The 12,730-nt window shown below is 34.1% G+C and carries 11 protein-coding genes; 6 read left to right on the forward strand and 5 right to left on the reverse strand.

What is annotated here, in order from left to right; translation table 11 throughout:
* The first annotated feature begins 308 nt into the window (after window positions 1-308).
* The 3 genes from HGP29_RS22145 (at window position 309) to HGP29_RS22155 (ending at window position 4,061) form a co-directional block, all read left to right on the forward strand.
* Window positions 309-1,409, forward strand: a complete 1,101-nt coding sequence (locus HGP29_RS22145; RefSeq protein ID WP_168884626.1) for a phosphotransferase enzyme family protein — start codon at window positions 309-311, stop codon at window positions 1,407-1,409.
* 68 nt (window positions 1,410-1,477) lie between these two features.
* Window positions 1,478-2,485: a DUF4922 domain-containing protein gene (locus tag HGP29_RS22150; protein ID WP_168884627.1), complete on the forward strand. Its 1,008-nt coding sequence runs from the start codon at window positions 1,478-1,480 to the stop codon at window positions 2,483-2,485.
* A 199-nt stretch (window positions 2,486-2,684) separates the two neighbouring features.
* The gene (locus HGP29_RS22155) at window positions 2,685-4,061 is read left to right on the forward strand and encodes a Gfo/Idh/MocA family protein (RefSeq protein ID WP_168884628.1); all 1,377 of its coding nucleotides are present in this window, start codon (window positions 2,685-2,687) and stop codon (window positions 4,059-4,061) included.
* A 111-nt stretch (window positions 4,062-4,172) separates the two neighbouring features.
* Here HGP29_RS22155 and HGP29_RS22160 read toward each other — a convergent pair whose 3' ends face one another.
* A complete protein-coding gene (locus HGP29_RS22160) occupies window positions 4,173-4,619 on the reverse strand; it encodes a hypothetical protein (protein ID WP_168884629.1) in 447 nt (148 codons plus the stop codon).
* 395 nt (window positions 4,620-5,014) lie between these two features.
* On the opposite strand from HGP29_RS22160, the gene tdh reads away from it, so the two are divergent.
* The 3 genes from tdh to HGP29_RS22175 all read left to right on the forward strand — a co-directional run bounded on the left by tdh (window position 5,015) and on the right by HGP29_RS22175 (window position 8,504).
* Complete coding sequence (gene tdh, locus HGP29_RS22165; RefSeq protein ID WP_168884630.1) at window positions 5,015-6,037, forward strand: L-threonine 3-dehydrogenase; 1,023 nt, start codon at window positions 5,015-5,017, stop codon at window positions 6,035-6,037.
* 74 nt (window positions 6,038-6,111) lie between these two features.
* Window positions 6,112-7,299: a glycine C-acetyltransferase gene (kbl, locus tag HGP29_RS22170; RefSeq protein WP_168884631.1), complete on the forward strand. Its 1,188-nt coding sequence runs from the start codon at window positions 6,112-6,114 to the stop codon at window positions 7,297-7,299.
* Window positions 7,300-7,424: 125 nt separating this feature from the next.
* Window positions 7,425-8,504, forward strand: coding sequence for a lipid A deacylase LpxR family protein (locus tag HGP29_RS22175; protein ID WP_168884632.1), 1,080 nt, complete (start codon window positions 7,425-7,427; stop codon window positions 8,502-8,504).
* A 95-nt stretch (window positions 8,505-8,599) separates the two neighbouring features.
* Here the strand turns inward: HGP29_RS22175 and HGP29_RS22180 are convergent, their stop codons facing one another.
* The 4 genes from HGP29_RS22180 to HGP29_RS22195 form a co-directional block, all read right to left on the reverse strand.
* Window positions 8,600-9,190 carry an acyltransferase gene (locus HGP29_RS22180; RefSeq protein WP_168884633.1) on the reverse strand — a complete coding sequence of 197 codons (591 nt, stop codon included), beginning with the start codon at window positions 9,188-9,190 and terminating at the stop codon, window positions 8,600-8,602.
* Window positions 9,187-10,350 (reverse strand): DegT/DnrJ/EryC1/StrS family aminotransferase, encoded by a 1,164-nt coding sequence (locus HGP29_RS22185; RefSeq protein ID WP_235958333.1) that lies wholly within the window; start codon window positions 10,348-10,350, stop codon window positions 9,187-9,189. Before HGP29_RS22185 ends, HGP29_RS22180 begins: the two co-directional genes overlap by 4 nt.
* A 104-nt stretch (window positions 10,351-10,454) precedes the next feature.
* Window positions 10,455-11,591, reverse strand: a complete 1,137-nt coding sequence (locus HGP29_RS22190) for a glycosyltransferase family 4 protein (protein WP_168884634.1) — start codon at window positions 11,589-11,591, stop codon at window positions 10,455-10,457.
* 147 nt (window positions 11,592-11,738) lie between these two features.
* Entirely contained in the window at window positions 11,739-12,647 is a 909-nt protein-coding gene (locus HGP29_RS22195) for a WecB/TagA/CpsF family glycosyltransferase (protein WP_211093383.1), read from the reverse strand.
* Between the last annotated feature and the right edge of the window lie 83 nt (window positions 12,648-12,730).

Here is a 12,730-nt window from a genome sequence, read left to right on the forward strand (position 1 = left end):
TTTATTTTTCTTTACATAACTAACAAATAATATTTATTCATTTTACTACAAATTGCTTATACATTTATAGTATTTCTCTTCATTTTAATCAAATCAAACATTTGATGTTGACAATATTGGGATCGGTTAACAATTGTTTAATATGAATAAATAATAAAAATTAGTTATTTAGTGTCATAGAAAAATATTTAGTAATAACACATGTCAACTACTAAGAAGGTGAAACTTAAAACCCACCTTTTTTGAACCATTTTCAATACAAATTAATCACAAAGACAAAGGATTATTACCTCTTAAACACTCGTTATATGAATAATCTATCAAGAATCTTTCATCAGTTTAGACCTGATGTAAAGGTAAAAAGTGCTATATCTTACGGTTCTGGGCACATTAACGATACCTACCTAGTGACTTTAGAAGATGAAAAAACAACTTACATACTTCAAAGAGTAAATCATCAAATCTTCCCAAATGTTCCTGAGTTGATGAGGAATATAGATGGAGTTACGCAACACTTAAGAAATAAATTTCAAGAACTACCTCATAAAGATCCAAAAAAAAACACGTTAACTTTCCTTCCTGCAACATCAGGTTTGTTATACTATCAAGATGAAGAAGGAAACTATTGGAGAGCAATGGAAACCATCACTCCAGCTAAATCTTATGACCAAGTAGAAACTACTGCACAAGCTTTTCAAGCGGGAGTTGGAATTGGAGAATTCCAAGCTTTATTGTCTGATTTTGATGGGAGTAAATTATATGAAATCATCCCAGATTTCCATAATATGGAGACAAGGCTTGCTAATTTTAGAGAGACTGTCAAAGCCGATGTTTCGGGTAGAGTAAAATTGTCTCAAAAGGAAATTGATTTTGTGGAAGATAGAGCAGAATTAATGCAGACTTTGGTACGTCTTGGAAAAGAAGGGAAGTTACCGATAAGGGTCACCCATAATGATACGAAGATTAATAATGTATTGTTAGATGAAAATGATGAAGCACTATGTGTTATTGACTTAGATACAGTAATGCCAGGCTTTGTTCATTATGATTTTGGAGATGCTATAAGAACATCTACCAATACTGGGGCAGAAGATGATATAGATCTGAATAAGGTTGAGATGGATATCCTATTATTTAAAGCATACACTGAAGGTTTCTTGTCTAAAACAGCTGATATACTAACTCCAATCGAAATAGAATATTTGCCACTATCTGCTCGTATAATGACGTTCATTATTGGCCTGAGATTTATTACCGATTACCTAGACGGTGATAATTATTTTAAAACTCATCACGAACATCATAATCTTCAACGAGCAAGAGCTCAGTTCAAACTTGTGGAAAGTATGGAGCGACAGTTTGAAGATATGAAAGCAGTCGTAGAAAATGCAACACTAATCAATCAATAATATTAAGTAGTTGGCAGTAAGTTGATTATTGCCAACTATTCTCTAAAAACTAATTGGGCTGAAATAAAATGGAAACGGTCAAAACCAAAATCAATCAGGTCGATCAAGAACTTGATGTAAAGCTAAACCAGCTTTATGAAGAAGCTTTTGAAAGTCAATACATTACTGTAGAAGCTTTAGAAGGAAATGATAGATTACATTTTTTTGATGTAGAGGATGAAATTGATTATCGTATCCAACTCAATCATGTTCGCTCGAAATACAGCAAAAGCATGGCAGGTAAATCGAAACCGCCATTGCCTAAGGGAGCTCTTTGTCCCATCTGTATTGAGAATGTAGGTAGTGAAGGAAAAGAAAATTTAAAACATTTGCCAATTGAGTTAGAAGGAGAACCTTTTTTCTTGCAGCTAACTCCTTTTCCTCTATATCATCATCACTTTGTATTGATTTCAGAAGCACATAGACCAATGGAAGTGAGTCTGAATAGTTTCCAAAAGCAATTGACATTTCTTGATAGAATGCCCAATTATACGGTGTGTTCAAATAGTGATAGGGAAGGTGCTGGAGCTTCAATATTATCCCATTTACATTATCAGGTGTTTAAATCATTGAGGTTACCAATTTTTGATACAAAGCCTATTATTGAGAAACAACTAGGAGATGTTTGTTACACTCTTTGCAAATACCCAATGACGGTAATTAAGATTTGTACAAAATCAAGATTTCAGTTAGAAGTTTCTCTATCAAGAGTACTTGAATTATGGCGAAAAGAAACTACTGAAAATACTTGTAATACGGTATTGAGAATCCATGAGGGGCAATATGAGGCTTATTTAGTATTAAGAAACGCAGCATTCAATACACCTTCAAAGTTATTAAAGTATAAATACGAGGGAATTGGTGTTATAGAAGCTTGTGGTGAAGGAATCTTACCAACTCCAGAAGGGGATGAAGCATCACAAATAAACAAAGACATTCGAGAAGAGGGAAAAGCAATTCTAAAAGGGATTCTAAAAAGCATTAACCCTTTAAATAGTGAAGATGCATTATCTTTTTTCGATGAAATTGTTTCGTAAACTGAAAAGAAAGAGAATTAATATTCATTTTTTGAGGATTCAAATATCAGATATTCAGTAACTAAAAGTATAAAGTTTCATGGGTTTAAAAATATTAAGAAATTCATATTCTTTATTAATAAACAATAAATAATAAAAATTATATATTTGAATTATCAATTACTACAGACTCTTAGATAAACAATAAATTAACATAGACATGAGCAATCGCAGAGATTTTATAAAAACAGCAGCAGTAGCAGGGTTAGGTACAATGATAGCCCCATCAATGGCATTTGGAAAAAATAAAAATGGAGAGAAAGTAAAAATTGCTTTCATAGGTGTAGGTGCAAGAGGTATTTGGCATTTAAACAATGCATTACTGAGAGATGATACTGAAGTAGTTGCTATCTGCGATATTGATAATAAAGCAATAGACAATGCTTTAAAATACTGTGAGAAACACGGAAAGAAAAAACCACAAGTTTTCGGTAAGAACGAATACGACTATAGAAACTTATTAGAACTTAAGGATGTTCAAGGCGTAATCATTTCGACGCCTTGGGTATGGCATACACCGATGTCTGTAGATTCTATGAAGGCTGGTAAATTTACTGGAGTAGAAGTTTCTGCAGCAATGACTTTACAGGAATGTTGGGATTTAGTTAATGTACATGAAGAAACAGGATCACATTTAATGATTCTGGAAAATGTATGTTACCGTAGAGATGTAATGGCAGTATTGCAAATGGTTCGTGAGGGGTTATTTGGTGAATCAATTCATGCTAGATGTGGCTACCAACACGATTTAAGACATGTAAAGTTCAATAATGGTGTTGATATTTATGGTGGTGGAGTTGAATTTGGAGAGAAAGGAGCTTCTGAAGCAAGATGGAGAACACATCACTCATTACATAAAAATGGAGATTTATATCCAACGCACGGTATTGGACCAGTAGCTATGTATATGGACATCAACCGCGGAAATAAATTCAACACAATTTCATCTTTTGCTACTAAGGCAAGAGGTTTAAATGATTACGTAATTAAGCATGGCGGTAAAGATCATCCCAATGCTAACCTAGATTGGAAATTAGGTGATATTGTCACATCGACAATCTCCACTGCAAACGGTGAAACTATCATTGTCACTCACGATACTAATTTACCAAGACCTTACTCATTAGGTTTCCGTTTCCAAGGTACTAACGGACTTTGGCAACATGAAGATGGTTATACAGCTCCAGGTGGTAATTTAATGCATATTGCTGGTAAGACCGAAGATCATAAGTGGGACGATGCTAAAGAATGGTTAGATAAATATGATCATCCATTATGGGCTAAATATGGTGAAATAGCAACAGGAGCAGGCCATGGAGGAATGGATTACTTTATTATGCATGAGTTTGTGATGTCGATAAAGCATAATGTCGCACCTCCTATGGATGCATACGATGCGGCTGCTTGGTCAGCTATTACTCCTTTGTCAGAAAGGTCAATCGAAGAAGGCGGAGCAGTGCAACACTTCCCAGATTTTACAAGAGGAAAGTGGTTCAAACGCCAACCTGTTTTTGGTAAAAATGAGGTCTATTTATAAGATCAATTAGTGAATAAATAATCAAGCTTCTCTTTTTTGTAATGATGGTCTCATACAAAGAGAAGCTTGATTTCATTTTTTATTTAGTAGTTGTTTGAATGTCGAAGGAAATTACTTCCAACCTTCTACCCATGCAGTAGCTTTTCTTAAATCTTGGAAATACTGAATTTGAATTTCACCAGATTGCGCCTTGTCTTCATCAAAAGTTTGTTCAATGGATAAGTCTCGAATAAGGTCGCCACTAAGACAGAATGCAATCTTAGTAATTCCACTGGCAATATATTTTGGAACAATTACATCATCATGCCACTTCTGAACATCTAAGTTCATAACATAATGGTATGCTCTAGTATCTACCACAAAACCACTAATTCGATTGTTGACACCATCGGTTTCAACAAGCTTTGCAAAGGAAGAAATATGATCCATGAATTCTTCATCATTCATTTCACTTCCTGCATCTTTCCATTGAATAAAATACCATGAATCAAGTCTATAAACGGACCAAAAATCAGTAGTTAGTAATTCTGTTTTCGTATTCTGTTGAATCTTTTCCATCGGGGAATAAATAAGTATATTAATGAAAAAAGTTATTTGGTTTTATCAAGATGGTCAAGATGTAGCAAAAAAGCAAGTAGATGTAGGGTAACAGATGGTTACATGGATAAAAAATCAAGCATTTTATTAAATACTTAATATTGTACTTTTTGGTTTTAAAAGAAAACTTAAACTCGAAATAAAATATTGCTAATTATGTGATTGGTGATTTAATCTACTGATTGGTGTTTTGAAATATGAAGAATTCAATATATAATTCTAAATTATTAATATTCGTTTAGGTGGATATTTGAAATAAGTCAATTATGTTTGTAAGCAATTGGAATTGGTTATTTTGCAACCGATTTAAAAGGATAACATTCATACAATTACGATAACACATACTACACATAACCATGAAAGCATTAGTTAAATCTAAAGCCGAAAAAGGCTTGTGGATGGAGGACGTTGCCATTCCAGAGGTAGGTCCAAATGATGTTTTGATCAAAGTATCTAAATCATCTATTTGTGGTACCGATTTACACATTTACTTATGGGACGAGTGGGCACAAAATACCATTCGTATAGGCCAAACTATTGGACACGAATATGTTGGTCATGTTGCTGCTTTTGGTAGCGAGGTGAAAGACTTTAAAGAAGGTGATAGAGTTACAGGTGAAGGCCATATTGCTTGTGGTAGATGCCGTAACTGTAGAAGAGGACGCCAGCATATCTGTGAAAAAACAATAGGTATTGGTGTGAATACTAATGGTTCTTTTGCGGAATACGTAAAGGTACCTGCTTCTAATGTAATGAAGATTAATGCTGCAATTCCAGATGAGGTAGTCTCAATTATGGACCCTCTTGGTAATGCGACACATACTGCCTTGTCTTTTCCTCTAATAGCAGAAGATGTTTTAATTACAGGTTCTGGATTAATTGGTAGTATGGCGATTCAAGTAGCTAAATTTGCTGGAGCTAGAAATATCGTTGCTACAGAAATGAACGAGTATAGAGCCGAATTAGCGAAACAAATGGGTGCTACAAGAGTAGTTAACCCTAAATTTGAAAAATTAGAGGATGTCATGGCTGAATTAAAAATGACAGGTTTTGATATTGGATTGGAGTGCTCTGGTTCTCCAATTGCTTTCAACCAAATGATCAGTCATATGTACAATTCAGGTAAAGTTTCATTATTGGGTATTTTGCCTAATTCTGCTCAAGTGGATTGGAATAAGATTATATTTAGAGGGCTAACCTTAAAAGGTATCTATGGTAGAGAGATGTATGAGACTTGGTACCAAATGGAACAGATGTTACTTTCTGGTTTAGATATCGCTCCAATTATTACACACCGTTTTGGAATTGATGATTTCCAAAAAGGTTTCGATATTATGGAATCTGGAAATTGTGGAAAAGTAATCCTTAATTGGGACTAATTCTTAAATAATTTGTGAGTAGTGATAAATGGTACTGCAACTACTTACGGCAACCTTTTTAAATAGACATTATTGTGAGCAAAAAAATATATGAAAGTCTAAAAGAAGACTTAAAACAAATTGAGGCAGATGGCCTGTATAAAAGCGAAAGAATTATTGTAAGTCCACAAGATGCAGAAATTACTCTTGATTCTGGACAATCTGTATTAAACTTTTGTGCAAATAATTATTTAGGTCTTTCCAACCATCCACGATTAATTCAAGCAGCAAAAGATGCAATGGATTCTCATGGTTTTGGTATGTCTTCAGTACGCTTTATCTGTGGAGCGACAGATCTTCATAAGAAACTAGAACAAAAAATTGCAGATTTCTTCGGTGCTGAAGATACAATTTTATATGCAGCTTGTTTTGATGCTAACGGTGGTGTTTTTGAACCATTATTAACAGCAGAAGATGCAATTATTTCGGATACATTAAACCATGCGTCTATTATCGATGGTGTGCGTTTATGTAAGGCGAAACGTTTCCGTTACGCTACTGCTGATATGGAGGATTTAGAAAAGCAATTAATTGCTGCTCAGGATCAACGTTTCAGAATTATTGTAACAGATGGTGTCTTTTCAATGGATGGTCATGTAGCTCCAATGGATAAAATTGTGGAGTTAGCAGACAAATATGATGCATTGGTGATGGTAGATGAATGCCATTCAGCAGGTGTTGTAGGTAAGTCGGGTAGAGGTGTTACTGAACATTTCGACATCCGTGGAAAAGTAGATATCATCACAGGTACATTAGGTAAAGCTTTCGGTGGAGCAATCGGTGGTTTCACTACAGGTAAAAAAGAAGTAATTGAAATGCTTCGTCAACGTTCTCGTCCATATTTATTCTCTAATTCAATTCCTCCTTCAATTGCTGCAGCGGGTATTGAAATGTTTGATATGATGGACAGTACCAACGAGCTTTCTACTCAACTTCATGAAAATACTGCTTATTTTAAGGAGCAAATGTTAGCAGCAGGTTTCGATATCAAACCTACAGAATCTGCAATTTGTGCTGTGATGTTATATAATGCAGAGTTATCACAAAGGTTCGCTGAAAAATTATTAGAAAAAGGAATCTATGTGATCGGATTCTTCTTCCCAGTTGTTCCAAAAGAGCAAGCTAGAATTAGAGTTCAATTGTCTGCAGCTCACACTAGGGAACATCTAGAGAGGGCCGTTAAAGCATTTACAGAAGTAGGTAAAGAATTAGGAGTGATCTAATCACTTACTTTATGAATATTGAGAAAGCGTTGTTTCGAAAAGGGACAACGCTTTTTTTTTATTAATTAAAACTATTATCAGTATATTCAAAAATCAATAATTGATACTTCTTCAATCATTTAGAAATGAAACTATTCTCTATTCTTTTTCTACTATCCTTAAGTGTTCATTGTATTAAAGCTCAAACGGATTCATTATCTAAAGAGCAAAGTGAGTCGATAAGTATCTCATCTCAAAACGATTTTTATCAGTATTGGCTACAATCCGATCGTAATTTCACCAATGGTATTCATATTACATGGGCTAGTCATCATTTTAATAATAAGGTGATGGATAAAATTCTATTTGGCCTAAAACAATCAACACAAAAGGAATTCAGTTTAACGATTGGGCAAGATATGCATACTCCTGAAAATGCAGAATTGTCTGAAGTAGACTCAACAGATAGACCTTATGCGGGTCTATTATATGCAACGTATAAGAAAGTGACATCTGATTATTGGAGAACACTAAGAATCGAAACTAATTTATATTTTGGGATACAAGGTCCTGCGGCTTTTGCGGGACAGACTCAAAATTTCATGCATAGCTTATTTCTAGAAAACAAAGACTTTAATGGCTGGGATAATCAAATTGGCAATGGTTTAGTTTTAGATATGGATATTACAGTTCATAAGATGTTACCGTTTGTTGGTAAACTCTATGAAACAAATGTATTTGGTAAAGCTCATATTGGAACGATATATAATTATGTTCTATCAGGTTTACAGTTCAAGATAGGTAAATACAATGATACTTATTACAGTAAATATGGTGTTCGTCAGAAAAGACCTCCAGTGATTAATGATTCGAAAAACAGAAGTAAAGCAAGAATCTTAATGAATGAGAAAAGGTCGATTGGCGATACATTTTCTGATATGTTATATAGCTTGAACCAAGTGAAACAAATCTATTTTTTTACTGAGTTTCAAGTAGGCGCATTGTTTTACGATGGAACAGCACAAGGGAGCCTAATTCAGTTTCAACCAAGCCCATATGTTTTAAAAGTTGAACAGATCGATCCCTTAATTCTTAATTGGGTATATGGTATTAATTTCAATTTAAAACGATGGATGTTTAGGTATTATAGAGTAGTAGAGAATGATAATTTTAAGAACAAAAATTTATTTGGTTGGGGAGAAGTATCTGTATTCTACGGTCTTTAGTAAAATAAAAAAGGGACTAGAATTACTCTAGCCCCTACACATTTTGCCCTAAATAAATAATGCGATAGTTTTTATCTTTAAGTGTAAGATTTCTCTTACTCTGAATCGTTAATTTTTTTTACTTTATTATCATCGAATTGATATTTATCTCCTGATTCGGGACAGATTCCAATTCCGTTTTTATCAAATTCTAAACGATGTCCATACTCAGACATCCAACCTATTTGTTTGGCAGGATTTCCTACTAATAAAGCATAAGCAGGAACATTTTTAGTTACGACTGCACCGGCACCGATAAAGGCATATTCTCCAATATCATGTCCACATACAATTGTAGAATTAGCACCAATAGAAGCACCTTTTCCCACATGAGTCTTCGCATATTGACCCCTTCTGTTCACTGCGCTTCTTGGGTTAATGACATTTGTAAACACCATAGATGGACCAAGGAAAACATCATCATCACAAGTAACACCTGTGTATATAGAAACGTTATTCTGAACTTTAACATTATTCCCTAAAACTACTTCAGGAGAGATCACAACGTTTTGACCGATGTTACATTTTTCTCCTATTTTACAGTTCGGCATAATGTGGCTAAAATGCCAGATACTTGTACCTTCCGCAATTTCACAGCCATCATCTATTACAGCTGTTTCGTGTGCAAAATATTTTGTTTCACTCATGATAATTCCTCAATTGATGATAAAACGCTTTGAATAATGTATTGTTGTTGCTCTTCTTTCATTTCTGTATGAATAGGTAAAGACAACACAGATTTTGATAAACTTTCAGTAACAGGAAAACTTCCTTCACCAAACTCCTCCTTTACATATGCCTTTTGGAAGTGTAGAGGAACAGGGTAATAAATCATAGAAGGAACACCTTTTTCTTGAAGTTTGTCTTTCAAGGCATCTCTATCTACACCATCTACTATTAAAGTATATTGATGGAATACATGGGTAGAATAATCTGCTCTTTTAGGAGTTTTAATTTGTGGAACTTCTGCAAAAGCTCTATTGTAAATTTTTGCTACATAGGCTCTATTGGCGTTGTAAGTATCCAAATGTGGCAGTTTTGCTAACAATACACCAGCTTGGATAGTGTCCAGCCTTGAATTGCAACCCACTACATCATGATGGTATTTAACCGATTGACCATGACTTGCAATCATCTGAGCTTTCTTGGCTAATTCATCATCATTAATCAGCATTGCTCCACCATCTCCAAAGCAACCTAAGTTCTTTGAAGGGAAGAATGAGGTACAGCCAATATGCCCTATGGTCCCTGCTTTTACTTCAGTTCCGTCAGAGAATGTATAATCTGCACCTATAGCTTGTGCAGTATCTTCTATAACGTAGATATCATGTTTCTTTGCGAATTTCATGATACTTTCCATATCTGCACATTGTCCATATAAGTGTACAGGAACAATTGCTTTTGTTTTTGGAGTTACCTTATCTTCTAGTTGAGTAACATCAATGGTAAACAATTCTGGATCAACATCTACAAAAACAGGTTCTAACTGTAATAATGCAATCACTTCTGCAGTGGCTACATACGTATGTACAGGTACCAAAACTTCATCACCAGGTTTTAATCCTAGTGCCATCATTGCTAATTGTAAAGCATCAGTCCCATTGGCACAAGGTACTACATGATGAACATTGTTATATATTGCTAATTCAATAGCAAACCTTTTGACAAAAGGACCATTGATAAATGCACCAGTATTAATTACTTCTTGGATGTTGTTATCAACTTGTTCTTTTATGTTTTGGTATTGAGTCTGTAGGTCTACCATCTGGATCTTTCCTACATCTTCTCTGTTTACAGTTTTGATCATGACAAATAGATTATGAAGTATGATTCTTTTGTATAGAATCGTGGGTATATATTTTCTTATGAAATGATAGTAAGCATGCTATCATTTTTTAATTTGGGTCTTTATTAACTGTTGGCTCTAATTTTTTCAACAGTAAACTTTCCATTGAAGCGATTAGAAACGGTGGCCATTTCAATCACATTAAAAGCTCTTTTCATTTTAAATCTTTTTACTCTAATTTTTAAAGCTATAGGTATAAAATAAAAAGAAACGATCATAATTCCCAAGATAATTCCATCATTCAACACAGTACCAAGACCAAGTGTTAGGAATAATGCAATAGCAGTAGCCGTTACTACAATTGCACTAGTTTTTGAATGAGTAAAACCTGTTCTTACAAACACATGGTGAATGTGTTTTTTATCTGGAGAGAATGGCGATCTTCCACCCATAATACGAATGGTAAATATTCTCAAGGTATCAATAAAAGGGTAACCAAATAATAAAATGGCCACACTAATAGGGTTATCTATTTTAAAAGGATGGGAAGCTGCTAATGCATAATCTGTATTGATGAACATGACCAATGATGTGGCAATAAAGAACCCTAAAAATAGAGAGCCAGTATCACCCATAAATATGCTTGCCTTTCCCCAGTTATAATACAAGAACCCGATACAAGCACCAAACATTGAAATCATCAAAGTGGCAATAGCAAGGTTACCGATAAGATAAAACCAAATACCTAGAGTCATTGTAATAAAAGCAGCAACTCCGCCTGCTAATCCGTTAATTCCATCTATTAGATTGAACGAATTAGTTAATGCGACAATAACAAAAATGGTTAATGCATAGCTGATGGCTTGTGGAAATTCTATTCCTGGAAATAGAGTGTACAATGAAGTTAATTGTACATTGCCCATCACAACCACTAAGGTAGCTGCGACAATTTGAACGAATAGCTTATTCTTTGGGTTTAATGGCATCATATCATCACGTAATCCCATAAAGAAGATCATGAACATGCCTACGAATAAGTATTTTAAATCGAATACTTGTTCTCCTGAAGTCCAAAGGTAGGATGATATTAAAAATCCAAGGAAGATACCTACACCACCCATAGATGGGATAAGATCTGTATGTATTTTTCGCCCACCTGGAACATCAAATACATTATTTTTTATGACTACTTTTCTTACTTCAGGGACGGCAAGGATGGCAACAACCAAAGAAGAAAGTAATGCTAAGCTAATACGAAGCATAATTTATTCTATTAAAAATGGGCTATTTGTATTGAATTTCTTTATTGTTTTACGGCAATTTATCGAGGCCTTTATTCATTTAATTGTTGTACTTTTTTAAAAAATGGCTATTAGTATATTATTCGTAATACAACAATTATTTTGGGTTTAGAAAATGAATAAAGCGAGGTATCCAAAGAACTTAAAAAGTTCCAAATTCCTTCTTGTTCTTAGTTGAGGTTCTTTGATCCATCTGTATAACCATTCCATTTTCATATTCACCCACATTTCTGGAGCGCGTTCAACAGTACCAGTATATACATCGAAACTACCACCTAAACCTTGATAAATGGCTTTGTGGACCTCTTGCATTTTCATCATTAATAACTCCTGACGAGGTGAACCTTGAGCAACAAACACTACGTCTGGTTTTTTCTCTTCAATATCAGCTAATAAACGTTCTTCATCACCTTCTTTAAGGTAACCGTTTCGATAACCTACGATATTGATTTGAGGGTAATCTTCTTTAAGTTGTTCAATAACTTTATTGATGACTTCATCTTTTCCGCCAACAAAATAAAATGTCTTACTTGTTTCATATTTAGCAATCAAATCTAGCCAAATTTCACAACCTGGTATTTTGATACTATTTAATCCTTTTTGTTTTAGTGCCATAACAGCACCAACACCATCGGCATAACCAATATTATTATTGATAATATCTCTTGTTTGATCTGTGGCATTTAAGATTTTATGAGCATTGATTGCTACTAACATCTTTTTCTCCTTATCAATGATTTCCAACAGCTGATCTCTTGATTCAAAAGCATACGTTTTTACATCGTTGATGTATGCATAGTTGTTGTATTCATCAGGATTGGATTTTGAAGAAGAACTTACTTGTTCTCTTTTTTCTGAAATACTTTCTGGAGTAGGAGCAATAAATAAAGTATTGGATGCAAAATTATCTAATGCAGCAATGGCTTCTACTCTAAAATATCTTTTACGGATCTCTACTGTTGCTAAAAGTATTAAGAAGGCTAGGCAACTTATTACAAAAAGGTATGAAAAAAACATACGAACACTATTCTGAGTTAAAAAAATTACTGTTTGTTATTGTATTGATACGTAGTTATTTGAGCTTCATTATTCATTATATA

The organism is Flammeovirga agarivorans, from assembly GCF_012641475.1.
GTDB lineage: Bacteria > Bacteroidota > Bacteroidia > Cytophagales > Flammeovirgaceae > Flammeovirga > Flammeovirga agarivorans.

What these genes read in the sequence shown, in the direction of transcription:
- HGP29_RS22145 (WP_168884626.1), top strand. Translation starts at nt 309, where the DNA reads ATGAATAATCTATCAAGAATCTTTCATCAGTTTAGACCTGATGTAAAG.
- HGP29_RS22150 (WP_168884627.1), top strand. Translation starts at nt 1,478, where the DNA reads ATGGAAACGGTCAAAACCAAAATCAATCAGGTCGATCAAGAACTTGAT.
- HGP29_RS22155 (WP_168884628.1), top strand. Translation starts at nt 2,685, where the DNA reads ATGAGCAATCGCAGAGATTTTATAAAAACAGCAGCAGTAGCAGGGTTA.
- HGP29_RS22160 (WP_168884629.1), bottom strand. Translation starts at nt 4,619, where the DNA reads ATGGAAAAGATTCAACAGAATACGAAAACAGAATTACTAACTACTGAT.
- tdh (WP_168884630.1), top strand. Translation starts at nt 5,015, where the DNA reads ATGAAAGCATTAGTTAAATCTAAAGCCGAAAAAGGCTTGTGGATGGAG.
- HGP29_RS22175 (WP_168884632.1), top strand. Translation starts at nt 7,425, where the DNA reads ATGAAACTATTCTCTATTCTTTTTCTACTATCCTTAAGTGTTCATTGT.
- HGP29_RS22180 (WP_168884633.1), bottom strand. Translation starts at nt 9,190, where the DNA reads ATGAGTGAAACAAAATATTTTGCACACGAAACAGCTGTAATAGATGAT.
- HGP29_RS22185 (WP_235958333.1), bottom strand. Translation starts at nt 10,350, where the DNA reads ATGATCAAAACTGTAAACAGAGAAGATGTAGGAAAGATCCAGATGGTA.
- HGP29_RS22190 (WP_168884634.1), bottom strand. Translation starts at nt 11,591, where the DNA reads ATGCTTCGTATTAGCTTAGCATTACTTTCTTCTTTGGTTGTTGCCATC.
- HGP29_RS22195 (WP_211093383.1), bottom strand. Translation starts at nt 12,647, where the DNA reads ATGTTTTTTTCATACCTTTTTGTAATAAGTTGCCTAGCCTTCTTAATA.